This is a genomic window from Nonomuraea sp. NPDC050643 (assembly GCF_040654715.1).
In the GTDB taxonomy this organism is placed as follows: domain Bacteria; phylum Actinomycetota; class Actinomycetes; order Streptosporangiales; family Streptosporangiaceae; genus Nonomuraea.
This window is the reverse complement of the sequence record NZ_JBFAIM010000021.1, coordinates 93111-110513: the sequence shown is the minus strand read 5'-3', so window position 1 is coordinate 110513 and position 17403 is coordinate 93111. Positions and strand designations below refer to the sequence as shown.

13 protein-coding genes are annotated in these 17403 nt (G+C 72.4%); 12 read left to right on the top strand and 1 reads right to left on the bottom strand.

What is annotated here, in order from left to right; translation table 11 throughout:
- The first annotated feature begins 86 nt into the window (after positions 1–86).
- From AB0I15_RS28090 to AB0I15_RS28055, 8 genes are all read left to right on the top strand, one after another.
- Complete coding sequence (locus tag AB0I15_RS28090; RefSeq protein ID WP_358101665.1) at positions 87–1277, top strand: M20 family metallopeptidase; 1191 nt, start codon at positions 87–89, stop codon at positions 1275–1277.
- 1 nt (position 1278) lies between these two features.
- On the top strand, positions 1279–2244 hold the full coding sequence (locus AB0I15_RS28085) for a zinc-dependent alcohol dehydrogenase family protein (RefSeq protein ID WP_358101663.1): 966 nt from the start codon (positions 1279–1281) through the stop codon (positions 2242–2244).
- A 145-nt stretch (positions 2245–2389) separates the two neighbouring features.
- Complete coding sequence (locus tag AB0I15_RS28080) at positions 2390–4222, top strand: ABC transporter substrate-binding protein (RefSeq protein WP_358101661.1); 1833 nt, start codon at positions 2390–2392, stop codon at positions 4220–4222.
- A gap of 3 nt (positions 4223–4225) precedes the next feature.
- Positions 4226–5233: an ABC transporter permease gene (locus tag AB0I15_RS28075; protein WP_358101659.1), complete on the top strand. Its 1008-nt coding sequence runs from the start codon at positions 4226–4228 to the stop codon at positions 5231–5233.
- On the top strand, positions 5230–6138 hold the full coding sequence (locus tag AB0I15_RS28070; RefSeq protein ID WP_358101657.1) for an ABC transporter permease: 909 nt from the start codon (positions 5230–5232) through the stop codon (positions 6136–6138). The genes AB0I15_RS28075 and AB0I15_RS28070 overlap by 4 nt, the downstream gene beginning before the upstream one ends.
- A 2-nt stretch (positions 6139–6140) precedes the next feature.
- Positions 6141–7127 (top strand): ABC transporter ATP-binding protein, encoded by a 987-nt coding sequence (locus AB0I15_RS28065; protein WP_358101655.1) that lies wholly within the window; start codon positions 6141–6143, stop codon positions 7125–7127.
- The gene (locus AB0I15_RS28060) at positions 7124–8134 is read left to right on the top strand and encodes an ABC transporter ATP-binding protein (protein ID WP_358101653.1); all 1011 of its coding nucleotides are present in this window, start codon (positions 7124–7126) and stop codon (positions 8132–8134) included. Before AB0I15_RS28065 ends, AB0I15_RS28060 begins: the two co-directional genes overlap by 4 nt.
- Positions 8134–9012 (top strand): GNAT family N-acetyltransferase, encoded by an 879-nt coding sequence (locus AB0I15_RS28055; RefSeq protein WP_358101651.1) that lies wholly within the window; start codon positions 8134–8136, stop codon positions 9010–9012. The genes AB0I15_RS28060 and AB0I15_RS28055 overlap by 1 nt, the downstream gene beginning before the upstream one ends.
- Here AB0I15_RS28055 and AB0I15_RS28050 read toward each other — a convergent pair.
- Positions 8991–10148, bottom strand: a complete 1158-nt coding sequence (locus AB0I15_RS28050) for a DUF1343 domain-containing protein (protein ID WP_358101649.1) — start codon at positions 10146–10148, stop codon at positions 8991–8993. The genes AB0I15_RS28055 and AB0I15_RS28050 overlap by 22 nt on opposite strands.
- A gap of 57 nt (positions 10149–10205) precedes the next feature.
- Here AB0I15_RS28050 and murQ point away from each other — a divergent pair, with 57 nt between their 5' ends.
- The 4 genes from murQ to AB0I15_RS28030 all read left to right on the top strand — a co-directional run bounded on the left by murQ (position 10206) and on the right by AB0I15_RS28030 (position 17393).
- Positions 10206–11105, top strand: a complete 900-nt coding sequence (murQ, locus tag AB0I15_RS28045; protein ID WP_358101647.1) for an N-acetylmuramic acid 6-phosphate etherase — start codon at positions 10206–10208, stop codon at positions 11103–11105.
- Positions 11106–11110: 5 nt separating this feature from the next.
- A complete protein-coding gene (locus AB0I15_RS28040) occupies positions 11111–12244 on the top strand; it encodes a serine hydrolase domain-containing protein (RefSeq protein ID WP_358101645.1) in 1134 nt (377 codons plus the stop codon).
- A gap of 130 nt (positions 12245–12374) precedes the next feature.
- Entirely contained in the window at positions 12375–13730 is a 1356-nt protein-coding gene (locus AB0I15_RS28035) for an MFS transporter (RefSeq protein ID WP_358101643.1), read from the top strand.
- 96 nt (positions 13731–13826) lie between these two features.
- The gene (locus tag AB0I15_RS28030; protein ID WP_358101641.1) at positions 13827–17393 is read left to right on the top strand and encodes a condensation domain-containing protein; all 3567 of its coding nucleotides are present in this window, start codon (positions 13827–13829) and stop codon (positions 17391–17393) included.
- The last annotated feature ends 10 nt before the right edge of the window (positions 17394–17403 follow it).

The following is a 17403-nucleotide window of genomic DNA, read 5'->3' as shown; positions in this document are numbered from 1 at the left end:
AGTCGATCCGCTTACGCTCAGTCACGTGCCCATCGTACCGAGCGTGCCTTGTCGACTTACGGCCCGGTGGATGAACAATGTTCTTCATGTCGTTCACTGAAACCGCACAAGACATGCGGGACGAACTCGTACAGCTCAGGCATTCCCTGCACACGACGCCGGAGCTCGGCCTCCACCTCCCGCGCACCCAGGAGAAGGTGCTGGCGGCCCTGGAGGGGCTGCCGCTGGAGATCACCACCGGCAAGACGCTCAGCTCCGTCACGGCCGTGCTGAGGGGCGGCAGGCCGGGGCCCGCGGTACTGCTGCGGGGTGACATGGACGCCCTGCCGGTGACCGAGAAGAATGATCTGCCCTACGTCTCCCAGCTCCCGGGGCAGATGCACGCGTGCGGCCACGACCTGCACACCGCGATGCTGGCGGGGGCGGCGCACCTGCTGAGCGCGCGGCGGGAGGAGCTCGCCGGTGACGTGATCTTCATGTTCCAGCCGGGCGAGGAGGGCCACGAGGGCGCCAAGCACATGATCGACGAGGGCGTGCTGGAGGCGGCGGGCGCGCGGCCCGTGGCGGCGTACGGCATGCACGTGGTGTCGGCGATGCTGCCGCCGGGGCTGTTCGCGTCGCGGCCCGGGCCGATCATGGCGGCGGCCGACACGTTCTGCGTGACGGTGAAGGGGCGCGGCGGGCACGGCTCCAGCCCGCACCGCTCGCTCGACCCGATCCAGGCCGGGTGCGAGATGGTGACGGCGCTGCAGACGATGGTGACCAGGTCGTTCGACGTGTTCGACCCGGTCGTGGTGACGGTGGGCAGCTTCCACGGCGGGTCGGCGGACAACGTGATCCCCGACGAGGCCAGGTTCGACGCCACGGTGCGGACCTTCAGCAAGGAGAACCGGACGCTGGTCAAGCGGCGGCTGGTGGAGGTCGTGCGGGGCATCGCGGCGGCGCACGGGCTGGAGGTGGAGGCGTCGTTCGGGATGGGCTACCCGGTGACGGTGAACGACCAGGGCGAGACCGACTTCGTCGGGCGCACGGCCGACGAGCTGTTCGGCCCCGGGCGCTACTTCGTCTCGCCGCAGCCGGTGATGGGGTCGGAGGACTTCTCGTACGTGCTGGAGAACATCCCCGGGGCGTTCGTGTTCCTGGGCGCCTGCCCGCCCGACCGCGACCCCTCGACCGCGGCCTACAACCACTCCCCCGAGGCGATCTTCGACGACGCGGTCCTGCCGGACGGCGCGGCCCTGTACGCCTCCCTGGCCCACGCGCGGCTGTCCGCCTGACATGCGCGCCTGGGTGGTGGACCGGCCGGGGCCGATGGCGTCCCGGCCGCTGCGGCTCGTCGAGCGGGAGGTGCCCCGGCCCGGCCCCGGCGAGGTCCTGGTACGCGTGGAGGCGTGCGGCGTGTGCCGTACCGACCTGCACCTGGCGGAGGGCGACCTGCCGCCGCGGCGGCCCCTCACCACCCCGGGTCACCAGGCGGTGGGCCGGGTGGAGGGCACGGGCGAGCGGGTGGGCGTGGCCTGGCTGCGCTCCACCTGCGGCACGTGCCGGTACTGCCGTCGCGGGATGGAGAACCTCTGCCCCGCCTCGGCGTACACGGGGTGGGACGCGGACGGCGGGTACGCCGAATACCTCGTCGCGCCGCGCGACTACCTCTACCCCCTGCCCGGTGACGTGCCGGCCGAGCGGCTGGCGCCGCTGCTGTGCGCCGGCATCATCGGCTACCGGGCGCTGGCGCGCTGCGACCTGCCGCCTCAGGGGCGGCTGGGGATCTACGGGTTCGGCGCCTCGGCCCACCTGACCGCCCAGGCCGCCATCGCCCAGGGGGCCGTCGTGCACGCGGTCACCAGGTCGGCCGCCGCGCGGGCGCTGGCGCTCGAACTGGGCGCCGCCTCGGCCGGCGACCGGCCGCCCGAGCCGCTCGACTCGGCCATCCTGTTCGCGCCCGTGGGCGACCTGGTGCCGCCCGCGCTGGAGGCGCTCGACCGGGGCGGGACCCTGGCGATCGCGGGGATCCACCTCACCGACGTGCCGGTGCTGAACTACGAGCGGCACCTGTTCCAGGAGCGCACTCTACGCAGCGTGACCGCCAACACGCGGGCCGACGGCCGGGCCTATCTGAAGCTGTCCCTGGAGCATCCGCCGCGCGTGACGACGGTGCCCTATCCGTTCGAGGAGGCCGGGCGGGCACTGGCGGATCTGGCCGCGGGCCAGGTCAGCGGGGCCGCCGTCGTGGTCATGAGCTGAGCTTTTACTTGATGGCGCTTAGCACCAGTACGTACACTCATGAAGGAAAGTTACATTAGCCTCACAACCTCTGGAGATTATTGACGCTGATGTGGCGCGATCGTAGTGTCCGGTCAATCCCTAGAGACATCCCCCGGAGCGGCAAATGAAGCGACTGGCAGCGGTAGTGGCGTTGCTGGGCCTTGCCACCGCGACAGCGGCGTGCAGTGGTGGTTCCACCAACAAGTCCAGCGGCTCAGGCGGCGGTGGCGGCGGGCTCTTCACCACGATCGACGTGAACAGGCCGGGCCTGGAAGCGACGGCGCCCGCCAACCCGTACAACCCCAAGGGCAACTCCTTCCCCGGCTACAGCTCCATGAAGCTCGGCTGGGTCGTGAACCATCTGACCGACCCCAACAAGGCCCTGCCCGGCATCGCGGCGAGCTGGGAGATCGCGGAGGACAACTCCGCCATCACCCTGAAGCTGCAGCCGAACGCCAAGTGGTCCGACGGCAAGCCGGTCACGGCCGACGACGTCAAGATGTCCATCGGCATCGCCTACACGCAGGGCAGCACCGCCTTCTCGGTGACGCCGGGCGCGGCGGGCGCGGCGGCGGAGGTCACGGTCGTCGACCCGCAGACCGTGAAGATCACGCAGGAGATGGCCAGCCCCAGCCCGAAGTTCGCCCGTGGCGTGCTCGACACCACCGTCCTGCCCTCCCACGTGTGGAGCAGCGTGCTGCCCGCCGACTTCTGGGACAAGCTCAAGGCCGCCCGCGGCGAGGGCGCCGAGGCCGACAAGGCCCGTGAGGAGATCACCGCGCTCGGCGAGAAGGTGATCGCCTTCGCCCCGCCCAAGGACGTCTCGGCCGGCCCCTTCGTGCTGGAGCGGGTCAACCCCTCCGAGGCGCTGCTGGTCAAGAACAAGTACTTCTACAACGCCGCGAACGTGGCCCCGGCGCAGGTGAAGTTCCTCAACTACACCGGCAACGAGCAGATCTGGACGTATCTGACCGCGGGCAAGCTCGACCACGCCGGCTTCACCGCCGCCCCGACGGACGTGATGAACCGGATCAAGGCGGCCGCGGGCAACGAGGTCATCAAGGGCTACTCGCCGGTCGCGGTGGGCATGGCCTTCAACCAGAGCAAGAAGCCGTACGACAACGTGCACGTACGCAGGGGCCTGGCCTTCCTGATCGACCGCGACCAGGTCACCAAGGTCGCCTCCCCCGAGGGCGGCACGCCGGCGCTCACCACCAGCGGCATCCACCAGAAGGCCGCGCAGGCGTGGATTCCCGACACGCTGCCGAAGCTCGAGCCGTACAAGGCGGACGTGGCCAAGGCCGAGGAGGAGTTCAAGCAGGCCGGCCTGACCAAGAAGGACGGCAAGTGGACGCTGGCCGACGGCACGCCGTGGAAGGTGTCCATGCACGCGCCGGCGGGCTTCTCCGACTGGCTGTCGGCTCAGGAGAACATCAAGAGCCAGCTCGTCAAGGCCGGTGTGGACGCCGAGGTCGTGACGACCGCCGACTACCCGCTCTACCTCGAGGAACTGGCCGCCGGCAAGTACGACGCCGGCTTCTGGCTGATGGCGCTCGGCCCCGCGCCGTACGACATCTTCCAGCGCCTCTACGGCGCCTCCAACGGCTGGACGAACGTGGCCGGCAAGGTCAGCCACGCCGCGGCCGGCAAGAGCGGCAACTGGATGGGCGGCCCCGAGGAGATCGAGGTCGACGGCGCCAAGATCAACCCCGGTGAGCTGACCGGCAAGCTGAACTCCGCCGACGAGGCCGCCGCCAAGCCGATCATGGCCCAGCTCGCCCAGGCCGCCAACCAGGACCTCCCGGTCATCCAGCTCTGGGACTACGTCAACACCCAGTTCGTCAGCAACAGCCGGTTCACCGGCTGGCCGCACGACGACGAGCTCCTGCGCATGGGCACGGGAGTGCTTCCGTCCGGCGTGTGGATCCAGCAGGGTCTGATCAAGGCGAAGCAGTAGCCTATGACGCTCATCACTCGGCGACTCGCGGGCCACCTGGCCCGCGGGTTCGTCATGATCCTGGTCGTCGCGACGATCAGTTTCTTCATCGTCAACAACATCCCCGGCGACCCCATGGCGGCTCGCTACGAGAAGCTGATCGAAGGGGGCATGGCGCCGGAGGCGGCCGCGCAGGCCGTGAAGGTCCTGTACGGCTTCCAGCCGGACGGCTCGCTGTGGCAGCAGTACACCGACTACATCGGCGGCCTGCTCCACTTCGACCTCGGCGTCTCCGTCACCCGGCCCGGCACCCCGGTGCTGGACGTGCTCACCGAGGCCGCCAAGTGGACCGTTCTCCCGGTGCTGCTCGGCACGCTGCTCAGCTTCCTGGTCGGCATCATCCTCGGCGTGTACGCGGCGATCAAGCGCACCGGCAAGCTGGGCGACGCCCTGGCCGTCTCCGGCTCGCTGCTGCACGGCATCCCGCAGTACGTGCTGGCCATGCTGCTCGTGGTGATCTTCGCGACGCTCATCCCGATCCTGCCGGCCGACGGCACCGTGGACATCCTGTTCGAGCCCGGCTTCAACGCGGGCTACCTCGGGTCGCTCGCCGAGCACGCCGTGCTGCCGGTCGTCACGTACGCGCTGTCGGCCTACGGCGGCTGGATCCTGGCCATGAAGTCGAGCGTGGTCACCGTGCTGGGCGACGACTTCATCCTGGCCGCCGAGCTGCGCGGGATGAAGCGCTCGATCGTCTTCCGCTACATCGCGCGCAACGCGATCCTGCCGCTGTTCACCATGCTCGCCCTGTCCCTGGGCCTGCTGCTCGGCGGCGCGGTCTTCATCGAGAAGATCTTCAACTACCCGGGTCTCGGCTGGCTGCTCATCGGCAGCGTCCAGGATCGCGACTACGCGCTGATGAGCGGGGCCTTCCTGCTGATCACGGCCGCGACCATCATCGCCAACATCGTGGCCGACCTGTTCTACACGGTGATCGACCCACGGGTGCGCAGCGGAGAGGAGGCCAGATGAGCGTCACGCTCATCCCCGAGGCGGCGGCGCCCGCCGCCGCCACCATGCGGCGGAACTTCTGGCGCGGCGTGTGGCGCGTCCTGCGGCGCAAGCCCAGCCGGATGGCCGGCGTGGTCATCCTGGCCGGCTTCGTCTTCATGGGCGTGTTCGGGCCGATGTTCTATCCCGACCACCTGCCGGACAACCCGAACGCCATCACGCAGCCGCCGAGCTGGGAGCACTGGTTCGGCACCGACCCGCAGGGCCGTGACGTGCTCGCGCTGGTCGTCACCGGCTCGCGCTACGTGCTGCTCACGGCGGCGGTGACCGCGCTCATCACGGTCGTCGTCGGCACCGCGATCGGCCTGTTCTCCGGGTTCAAGCGGGGCCGCTGGGACACCGTGCTCATGCGGTTCACCGACATGAAGCTCACGATCCCCGGCCTGCCGCTGCTGCTGGTGCTGGCGACCGTGTGGAAGTTCGGCAGCCCCCTGCAGATGGGCCTGGTGCTGGGCCTGCTCGGCTGGGGCGGCGTGGCGCGCGCGGTGCGCTCGCAGACGCTGTCCCTGCGTGAGCGGGGCTTCATCGAGGCGGCGCGCGGGCTGGGGCTGTCCACGACGCACATCATCGGCAAGGAGCTGCTGCCCAGCATGGCGCCCTACATCGCGATGAACATGCTCATCGCGGTGACCGGCGCCGTCTATTCGCAGGTGGGGCTGTTCTTCCTGGGCGTGCTGCCGTACGAGTCGGACAACTGGGGCGTGATGCTCAACCTCGCCGTGTTCCAGGCGGGCGCCATGATCACGCCGAACGCGCTGGGCTATCTGCTGGCGCCGTTGCTGGCCATCCTGCTGCTCACGCTCGGGATCGTGCTCGTGGTGGACGCCATGGACGAGATCTTCAACCCCCGGCTGCGCGAGGAGTAAGTGTGAGCGACCAAGCGCCGGGAGTGCGCATCGGCGGCCTCACGGTCGTCTACAAGACCCCGGCGGGCGAGCTGCCCGCCGTCCGGGACGTCAACCTGACGTTGGAGCCCGGCTCGATCACCGGCATCGTCGGCGAGTCGGGGTCCGGCAAGTCGACGCTGGCCCTGTCCCTGCTCAACGCCGTCCAGCCGCCCGGCAGGATCGCGGGGGGCAGTGTCGAGATCGACGGGCTCGGCGACGTGGTGGGCCTCGCGGGCGAGCGGCTGCGCAAGGCCCGTGGCAAGCACATCGGCTACGTCTTCCAGGCGGCCCAGAACTCTCTCAACCCGCTGAAGACGGTCGGCAAGCAACTGCTCGACCTCGGCCGTTCCCACGGCGTGGAGGATCTGCGCGGCCTGGTCCGCGAGGCCAAGGAGCTGCTCGGCCGGATGGGGCTGGACGGCGCCCGGGTGCTCGACTCGCACCAGCACGAGCTGTCCGGCGGCATGCGCCAGCGGGTCGGCATCATGCTGGCGCTGGTGCTCAACGCCCACCTGGTGGTGCTGGACGAGCCCACGACCGCGCTCGACATGATCACCCAGGCGAACATCCTGAAGATCATCCGTGAGGTGCACGCCGAACGCGGCCTCACGACCCTGGTCATCACGCACGACATCGGCGTGGTGGCCGAGGTGGCCGACCGGCTGGCGGTCATGTACGGCGGCCGGCTGGTCGAGCAGGGCCCCACCAGGCAGGTGCTCGGCGCGCCGAGCCACCCCTACACCAGGGGCCTGATCAAGGCCATCCCGCGCCTCGTCGGCGACATCGCCGAGGCCCAGGCGCTGCCCGGGCGGCCGCCCACGCTGGCCACCGTGCCGAAGGAGGGCTGCGTGTTCAGGGAGCGGTGCCCGCTGCGCATGGACGTGTGCGACACCGTGGACCCCGAGGCCGTGGCGCACGGCCACCGGGTCGTGGCCTGTCACGCCGTGACCGTGAAGGAGCACGCATGATCACCGGGACCGGCGTCGTCAAGACGTTCAAGCAGCGGGGCAAGATGCTGGGCGCCCGCGAGGTACGGGCGCTGCGGGGCGTGGACTTCACGATCCCCAAGGGCGGCGCGGCCTCGTTCATCGGCGAGTCCGGGTGCGGCAAGACGACGCTGGGGCGGATCATCGCGGGGCTGGAGACGTACGACGAGGGGGAGATCGCGATCGACGGCGTCTCCATGTCGTCGCTCAAGCCCAAGCAGCGCCAGCCGCACTTCCGCAAGATCCAGCTCATCCACCAGGACCCGTACTCGGCCCTGAACCCGACCAGGACCATCCACCAGACGCTGCACGCGCCGCTGAGCCTGCGGGCGGGGCAGACCGGGCGGTCGAAGGCGTGGATGGACGAGCGGGCGGCCGAGGTGCTCTCGCTGGTGGGGCTGGACCCGGGCTCGGTGCTGTCGCGCTACCCGCACCAGCTCTCCGGCGGCATGCGGCAGCGGGTGGTCATCGCCCGCGCGCTGACGGTGGACCCGGAGATGCTGGTCGCCGACGAGGCCGTCTCGATGATCGACGTGTCGCTGCGGCTGGGCATCCTGGCGCTGCTGAAGGACCTGCGCGAGCGGCTCGGGGTGAGCGTGCTGTTCATCACGCACGACGTGGCCACGGCCCGCTACATCGGCGACGACGGCGAGCTGTACGTCATCTACCGGGGCCAGGTCGTCGAGCGCGGCCCGGTGGACACGGTCATCGCCGACCCGGTGCACCCGTACACGCAGTCGCTGCTGTCGGCCATCCCCGTGCTGCACGGCCTCGAGCAGCCGGGCGAGCAGCCCGTGACGCCGCTGGAGTCGCTGGACGAGAGCCGGTCCGACGACGGCTGCCTGTTCGCCCGCCGCTGCCCGTTCCAGGGCGAGCGGTGCACGAGCGAGCGGCCGCTGCTGCAGCTCACCGAGGGCGTGCCGCAGGAGCACGCGTGCTTCTATCCCGAACGCCGCAACGTGATCGCCCGCCCGATGAGCGAGGTCTGATGGGTCACGCCGTGCGGGCCGCCGAGCTCGAGGCCGCGTCGGGAGTCGCGTCCGGGATCGCGTCGGGGATCGCCGAGGCCGCGCTGACGCTGGACGCCGGCGTGGCGGCCGCCCTGCCCGGGCACCTGTCGCGGCCGCCCGCGGGGCGGCGGTGGACGGCGCTGGCCACCGACGGCGGCGTGGTGATGGCGTCCCTGTCGGAGAAGGATCCCGACGTGGGGCACATCGACCTGCTCGCCGTGCACCCGTCGGCGCAGGGTCAGGGCCGCGGCCGGGCGCTGGTGCGGGCGGCCGAGGAATGGCTGGCCGGTCAGGGGGCGCGGCAGGCCCGCTTCGCCGGCAACCCGCCGTGCTACGCCTGGCCCGGGATCGACGTGCGCTACACCGCCGCCGCCTGCCTGGCCGAGAGCCTCGGCTACGAGCGCTACCACGTGGCCTGGAACATGACGGCGGACCTGAGCGTGGATCTGTCCGTGGCGGACGAGCTCGCGCGCCTGGAGCGGGCGGGCGTCACCGTGCACGCGGCCGACGGCGATCGCGGGCGCGTGACCGCGTTCGTCGAGGAGCACTGGAACGAGCGCTGGGCCTGGGAGGCCGAGCACGCGGCCGGGCTGCACCACGCCGAGCGCGACGGGCGGATCCTGGGCTTCGCCGCCTGGGGCTCGCGGCCCTCCTGGTTCGGGCCCATGGGCACCGCTCCGGACGCGCGCGGCCTGGGTCTGGGCGGGGTGCTGCTGCGGCGGTGCCTGGCGGACCAGCGCGCCGCCGGGCAGGCCACCGCTCAGATCGGCTGGGTCGGGCCGTTGCGGTTCTACTCGCGCGCCGTCGGCGCGCGAGCCGAACGCGTCTTCTGGCTCTACCGGCGCGATCTGGCGTGATGTCCCACGTCGGTGTGGTCCTCACTGCCGTAGAGCAGCCGCCCTTCGGGCCGGCCGGGCGGCGGGCAGAGCTCGCGCGGGTCCTCGCCCGCCTCCAGGCACCGGGTGAGCGTGCCGGAGCCCCACAGGTGGTCCAGGAACAGGTCGGGGCCCCACCAGCGCAGGTCGTCCGGGTAGAGGGTGCGGGCGACGTGCAGCATCGACAGGCCCGTCAGGACCGGCCTGAAGGTCTCCCGATCGTGCACGTGGAGCTGGACGCCGCGTACGGGGGTGCCGGCGTGCTTGTGGAACGTCGGCGTGAACCACGTCTCCCTGAACCGCACTCCCGGCAGGTCCAGCGCGGCCAGCGCGGGGGCGAACCGGTCGTCCGCGTACGGCGCCCCGACCAGCTCGAACGGCCTGGTCGTGCCGCGCCCCTCGGAGAAGTTCGTCCCCTCGAAGAGCCCCGTGCCGGGGTAGACCAGGGCGGTGTCCGGGGTCGGCATGTTGACCGACGGCATCACCCAGGGCAGCCCGGTCGCGGCGTAGGTCATGTCGCGCCGCCAGCCCTCCATCCCGACCACGCTCAGGTCCAGGTCGAACCCGAACAGCAGGGCCAGCTCCCCCACCGTCCTGCCATGCCGCAGCGGCAGCGGGAAGCGGCCCACGAAGCTGGCGAACGCCGGGTCGAGCGGCGGGCCCTCGGTCACGGTCCCGCCGAGCGGGTTGGGGCGGTCGAGGACCACGAAGCGCAGCCCGAGCCTGGCGGCCGACTCCATCAGGTCGTACATGGTCCAGACATAGGTGTAGAAGCGGGCGCCCACGTCGGCGATGTCGAAGACCAGCGTGTCCACGCCGGAGGCGGACACCACGCGGTCGAGGGCGTCGCCGGAGAGCTTGTGGGTGTCGTACACCGGCAGGCCCGTCTTCCCGTCCACGGTGTCGCCTTCGCTGCCCGCCGCCTGGGCGGTGCCGCGCATGCCGTGCTCGGGGCCGAACAGGGCGGTCAGGTTCAGGCCGGCGGCCAGGAGCGCGTCCGGGGTGGGGGTGAGATCGGGCAGGACACCGGTGGGGTTCGTGATCAGGCCAAGGCGGGTTCCCCCCGCGAGCGCGGCATCCGCGGCCAGCCGTTCAGCTCCGGTTCGTACATGTGGCATGAACCCATTGTCTGAAAGATATTTACAAGAGAGAAGTAGAGGGTGGAAATTAGCGTCATGATTGATCCGCTACCCGAGCTGTCCACCGAGCAGAGCGATCCCCGCTACAGCCAGATCGACCGGCTGCCGACGGAGCAGATCGCCCGATTGATGAACCAGGCCGACGCCGCCGTGCCCGCCGCCGTCGCGGTGGCCGTGCCGGCGATCTCGGCCGCCATCGACGCGATCTCCGCCAGGATGGCCGAGGGCGGCCGGCTGCTGTACGTCGGCGCCGGCACGTCGGGACGGCTGGCCGTGCTCGACGCCAGCGAGTGCCCGCCCACGTTCGGCACCGATCCCTCGCTCGTGCAGGGGATCATCGCCGGCGGGCCGGACGCGCTCACCCGGTCGGTCGAGGGTGCGGAGGACGACGCCGAGGCGGGCGCCGGGGCGATGAAGGACCTGGAGGTGGGACCGCTCGACTCGGTGGTGGGCGTGTCCGCCAGCGGGCGGGCCCCTTTCGTGCTGGGCGCGCTGGCGGAGGCGGCCTCTCGCGGCGCGCTCACCGGCGCCCTGTCGTGCAACGCGGGCGCGCCGCTGTCGGCCGCCGCCGAGCACGCCATCGAGGTCGTCGTGGGACCCGAGGTGGTGACGGGTTCGACCAGGCTGAAGGCCGGCACGGCGCAGAAGCTCGTGTTGAACATGATCTCCACGATCTGCATGGTCAAGCTGGGCCGGACCTACGGGAACGAGATGATCGAGATGTCGGCCATGAACAGCAAGCTCGCCGGGCGGGCGCTGCGCATGGTCCGGGACATCACCGGCACCGACGACGAGACGGCCGGCGCGGCGCTGGACGCGGCGGGCGGCCAGGCGAAGGTCGCGGTCCTGATGGTCCAGCACGGGCTCGACGCGGACGCGGCCCGCGCGCTGCTGGAGTCGCACGGCGAGCGCCTGAGCGACGCGCTGAGCGGCTGACGGCCGTGGGGCCATCCGATCGGCTGGACGCGATCCTGGCGGACGGGGTGCCGCGCGTGTGCCCGGCCGCGGTCGCGCTGATCGCCGTGGACGGCGCCGTGGTGGCCGCGTCCGCGGCCGGAGAGCTCGTACGCTACGCCGACGCGCCGGGAACCCTGGCGGGGGAACGCCCTCCGGCGCGCCGGGACTCGATCTTCGACCTGGCCTCGATCAGCAAGCTGTTCACCACGGCCGTGCTGCTCTCGCTGGCCGAGCAGGGCGGTCTGGACGTCGACGGCCCGGTGGCCGACTGGATCCCTGGGATCGATCCCAGGCTCACGCCGCGCCGCCTGCTCACCCACACGGCGGGCCTGGTCCCGACCCGCCGCATCGACCTGGAACTGCCCGGCGCGGACGCCGGGGAGCGCATGGCCGCCATGGTGCGCACGCCGGTCACCCACCCGGTCGGCGGGCCGTACCTGTACAGCGACGTCGGGATGGTCGTCGCCGGCCGCCTGGCCGAGCTGGCCGGCGGCGCTCCCCTCGACGTGCTGGTCCGCGCCCGGGTCACGGAGGTGCTCGGGCTCACCGAGACGGGCTACCGGCCCACGGGCCAGGTCACAGGGCAGGTCACAGGGCAGGTCACAGGGCAGGTCACAGGGCAGGTCACGGGTGCGCCCCGGGATCGCGAGCGGATCGCCGCGACCGAGTGGAAGGCGGAGCGCCCGGGGCCGGGCTGCGTGCGCGGCGAGGTGCACGACGAGACCGCGTACGCGCTGGGCGGCGTGGCCGGGCACGCCGGGATCTTCGCCACGGCCGGGGACCTGCTGGCCTTCGGGGAGGCGCTGCGGCGCGGCGGCGGGGCCGTGCTGCGCGCGGAGAGCGTGGCCGAGATGACGCGCGACCAGGGGGCCGGGGGCGCGCCGTTCCGCCACGGCCTCGGCGTGCGGATCGGCGACCCCGCCATCGTCGGCCCCCTGAAGGACGCGTACGGCCACTCGGGCTTCACCGGCACCTCGCTCGTCGTGGATCCCGCCCGCGGGCTGACCGTGGTGCTGCTGACGAACGCCGTCCATCCCGTACGGGGCCGCGACGGAATTCGGGAATTGCGCCACGCGGTGGCCGCGGAAGCGCTGCGCCTGGCTGACCTCCCGCATTGACAGGAAGTAATTGCAAGACCACAAATAGTTTATTGCTCCGGCCGAAACCGTGTGTGAAGGTACCTGTGAGACGGCCGGGCATAGTGGGACGTCTCACAGGTTCCTTTCACCAGAAGGGCCTCGGGCACAAATGAGTGAACCTCTTTCGTCCCAGGAAAACCGCTTTATCCAGCGATTAGCTGGAATGGGAAGATTTGGCCTGATTTGGTCGGGTCAGGTCGTTACTCTGGTCGGCAATTCCGTCCTCCGCTTTTCCCTGGTCATCCAGGCGTGGACGGTGGAGCACCAGGTCACGCAGGTGGTGGCGCTCTCGTTGTGCGCGCTGCTGCCGCAGATGCTGCTGAGCCCCACCGCGGGCGCGATCGTGGACCGGTGCCGCAAGCGCACCGCCCTCCAGCTCGCCGACCTCGGCGGCCTGGTGGCCGTGTCCGCCATGGCGGCCGTCTTCTTCCTCGGCGACCTGCACCTGTGGCAGGTCTATCTCACCGTCGCGCTGCTCGGCGCCGCCGCCGCGTTCCAGTTCCCCGCGCTGTCGTCGGCCGTGCCGCTGCTGGTGGGCAAGGAGCAGCTCCAGCGCGCCAACGGGCTGCTGGCCACCGCCAAGAGCGTCGCCGACGTGGGCGGTCCCGCGCTGGCCGGGCTGCTGGTGGTGACCGGCGGGCTCGGCGTGGTGCTCTGGATCGACCTGGTCAGCTTCGCCGTCGCGCTGCTGACCGTACGCCTGGTCCGCATGGAGGGCGACACGCCGGGCGAGGCGGGCGCGCGCAAGCGGCTCGGCGCCGACTCCCTGGAGGGGCTGCGGTACCTGTTCGCCCAGCCCAGCCTGCGCGGCCTGATCCTGGTGTTCTTCACGGTCAACCTGGTGATGGTGTTCGGCTTCGCCGTCGTCCAGCCCATGATCCTGGCCAGGACCGGCAGCGACGTCTCCGCGCTGGCCAGTGTGAACGCCGGCATCGGCGCGGGCGGCATCGCGGGCGGGCTGCTGCTGGCCGCCTGGGGCGGGCCGCGGAACCGGGTGCGCGGCATGATGCTCGGCGTCGTCGGCATGTGCGTGAGCGCGCAGATCGTGATGGCCATGGTGCACGGCGTGGTCGCGTGGACCGCGGCCATCCTGGTGGGCGCGCTCCTCATGCCGATCGTGAACGGCTCCATGCAGTCGATCATCCAGACCAAGGTGCCGAAGGACCGGCAGGGACGGGTGTTCGGGGCCGTCATGTTCGTCTCGCAGATCTCCTCACCGGTGGCGATGGCCTTCTCCGGGCCGCTCGCCGACCACGTCTTCGAGCCGCAGGCCGCCGCCGGAACGGGCCTGGCGGGGTTGCTGCGGCCCCTCGTCGGCGCCGGGCCGGGCAGCGGGATGGCGGCGATGCTGCTGATCGCGGGCCTGCTGGGGGCGGGCGCCGCCCTGTGGGGGCTGGCCCGCCGTGCCGTACGGCACATCGACGTGCTGGCGCCCGACCTCGAGAAGCGACCCGCGAGAGGCTGACATGACCACGAACCCCTTAGAGGACGGGAAAGGCGCCCACCCGGTGCCGGCCCACGTCGAGATCCGCTGGACGGACATGCGGCCCGTGAGCCTGACGTGAGCGTCCATGAGATCTTCGGGGCGCAGGCCGCCCGCACGCCGGACCGGATCGCCCTGGTCTGCGGTGACGAGCGGCTGACCTACGCCGAGCTGGACGCGCGCTCCTCGGCCCTGGCCGCCGAGCTGTCCTGGCCGGCGGGCGGCCTGGCCGGGGTGCGCATGGAGCGGGGCACGGAGCTCGTGGTCGCGCTGCTGGCCGTGCTGAAGGCCGGGGGCGCGTACCTGGTGCTCGACCCGGCCTTCCCCGAGGAGCGGCTGCGCGCCATGGTGGCCGACGCGGGCGCCGCCGCGGTGCTCTCCCCTTCCGGGGTCGAGCGCCTGCCGGACGCGGCCCGGCACGACGGGGTGGCCTGCGTCATGTTCACCTCCGGCTCCACCGGCCGGCCCAAGGGAGTCGCCGCGCCGCACCTGGCGATCACGGCCACGGTGACCGGGCAGGGGTACGCCCCGTTCGACGCGGTGTGGCTGCAGTGCTCGCCGACGTCGTGGGACGCCTTCGCGCTGGAGCTGTGGGGGCCGCTGCTGTCGGGCGGCACCTGCGTGCTCTATCCGGGGAGCCGGCCCGACCCGGTGGTGATGGCGCGGGTGATCGCCGAGCACGGGGTCACCGTCATGTACCTGTCGAGCAGCCTGTTCAACGTCATCGTGGACGAGTGCCCGGACGCGCTGGCCGGGGTGCGCGACCTCATCGTCGGCGGCGAGGCCCTGTCGCCCGCGCACGTCGGGCGGGCCCTGGCGCGGCATCCCCTGCTGCGGGTCAGCAACGGCTACGGCCCGGTCGAGGGCATGATCTTCATGACCACCCACCCGGTGACCTCGGTGGACGGTCCCGTGCCCATCGGGGCGCCGCTGCGGGGCAAGCCGGTGCGGGTGCTGGACGCCCGGCTGCGGCCGGTGGCGGACGGGGAGGTCGGGGAGCTGTACGCGGCCGGTGACGGGCTGGCCCTGGGCTACCTCGGGCGGGCCGGGGCGACGGCCGAGCGGTTCGTGGCGGACCCCTTCGGGGCGCCGGGCGAGCGCATGTACCGGACGGGCGACCTGGTGCGGCGGCGGCCCTCGGACGGGGCGCTGGAGTTCGTGGGGCGGGCGGACGAGCAGGTGAAGGTCCGCGGGTTCCGGATCGAGCCGGCGGAGGTGGAGGCCGTGCTGGCGCGGCACCCTTCGGTGGGGCGGGCCCGCGTGGTGGCCAGGGAGGACGTGCCGGGCGAGCGGCGGCTGGTCGCGTACGTGGTGCCCCGCTCCGGCGAGGCGGCGGGCGGCGGGGCGGTGACGGGCGGCGCGGCGGGTGACCGGGTGTTCGACGGGGTGGCGGGTGGTGCGGCCGTCGATGGCGAGGTGCTCCGGGGGCATGTGGCGGCCGTCCTACCGGAGTTCATGGTGCCGTCGGCGTTCGTGGTGCTGGAGGCGTTGCCGCTGACCGGCACCGGGAAGCTGGACCGGGCCGCCCTGCCCGCGCCCACGTACGGGCCGGTCGGGCCGGTCGGCTCCGAGGGACCGCGCGGTGCGGTCGAGACGGTGCTGTGCGGGCTGTTCGCCGAGGTGCTGCGAGTGCCCGGGGTCGGCGTGGACGACGACTTCTTCGCCCTGGGCGGCGACTCGCTGGGCGTGGCCCGGCTGCTCAGCAGGATCCACGCCGAGCTGGGCGCGGAGGTCGGGGTGCGGGCCCTCTTCGAGACGCCCACGGTCGCGGGGATCGCCCGACTGATCGGGCCCACCGGCACGGCAGAGCTGACGGGAGAGCCCCGGGAGCGCCGGGCCGGCCCGGGGAGTCACGCGGAGGCGGCCGGGCTGCCGTTGTCGTTCGCGCAGCGGCGTCTGTGGTTCCTCGACCGGATCGACGCGGGCGTGGCCTACAACATGCCCATGCTGGTACGGCTCGCCGGACCCGTCGACGTGGCCGCGCTGCGCGGCGCGCTGGAGGACGTCGTGGCCCGGCACGAGGCGCTGCGGACGGTCTTCACCGTGCACGACGGCGAGCCCGCCCAGCGGGTGCTGCCCGCCGCCGAGGCCAGGCCGGGGTTCACCTCCGTCGAGGTCGCGGCCGGCGAGCTGGCGGCGCGGGTGGCGCGGGCCGCCCGGTACCGCTTCGACCTGGGCGCCGAACCGCCGATCCACTCCGTGCTGTTCACCACGGGGCCGGACGAGCACGCGCTGCTGCTGGTCATGCACCACATCGCCACCGACGGGTGGTCGCTGCCGCCGTTCATGCGCGACCTGTCGCGGGCCTACCGGGCGCGGCTGGACGGCGTGCCCGTCGCCTGGCCGGCGCTCCCCCTCGGGTACGCGGAGTACGCCGCGCTGCACCGGGACCGGGTGGACGCCGTGGCCGAGGGCGAACTCGCGTACTGGCGCAAGGCGTTGAAGGGGCTGCCCGAACGGCTGCCGCTGCCGCGCACTCCCGGCACCCCCGGCACCCCTGGCGCTCCCGGCAGGCCCGGCGCCCCCGGCGCCGAGACGGCGGGCGCGGCCTCGACCGTGGTCGCGCACGTCGGGGCGGAGCTGCACGCCCGGCTCGCCGGGCTGGGCCGCGAGCGCGGGGCGACGCTGTTCATGGTGCTGCAGGCGGGCCTGGCGATCGTGCTCGGCAAGGCCGGCGCGGGCACCGACCTGCCCATCGGCGCGCCGGTCGCGGGGCGCTCCACCGGGCCGGTCGGCGATCTCGTCGGGTTCTTCGTCAACCTGCTCGTGCTCAGGACCGACCTGTCGGGCGATCCGGCGATCGGGGAGCTGGTGTCGCGGGTACGCGAGACGGACCTGGAGGCGTTCTCGCACCAGGAGGTACCGTTCGAGCGGGTCGTGCAGGAGCTCAACCCGGCGCGGCACCCGGGGCGGCATCCGCTGGTGGACGTGGTGCTGGCGCTGCAGAACAACGTGCGGGCCGAGCTGTCGCTGCCCGGGGTCGAGTCGCGGGTCGAGGTCGTCAGGACCGGGGCGGCCCGGTTCGAGCTGCTGGTCGACGTGACGGACGACTACGGGCCCGGCGGTGAGCCGGCGGGCATCGCGGTGACGGTCGAGTACCGGATGGACGCCTTCGACCGGCCGGTGATGGAGTGGCTGGCCGACGCCCTGGTCAGGGTCCTCGCGGCGATGGCCGCCACACCGGACGCCCGCGTGTCCGCCATCACGGTCCCGGACCTGCCGGACCTGCCGGACGTTCCCCCATGCCCGACGACCGGCGGCGCGACGCCCACGGACGGTGGAGCGCTCGCGCACGACCCGGCGCCCGCTCATCACCCGGTGCCCGCGAGCGGCGTCCCGTCCGAGGGCGGTGCCGGGTCCGAGGCGCGGGCCCAGCTTGAGCGGCGGATCGCCGAGGTCTGGAGCGAGGTGCTCGGGGTGCCACGGGTCGGGCCGCACGACGGGTTCTTCGCGCTCGGCGGGAACTCGCTGGCGGCCGTACGGGTCGCCGCCCGGCTGACCGGACGGGGGCTGCCCGTCACCACCTCCCAGCTCTTCTCCGCCCCCACCGTCGCCGGGCTGGCCGCCGCCCTCACCGAGGCCACGGCCCGGCCCGAGCCCGCCATCGCCCGCCTGCCCAGGACCCCGCGCACCCGTACCCGATGAGGAGCAGCTC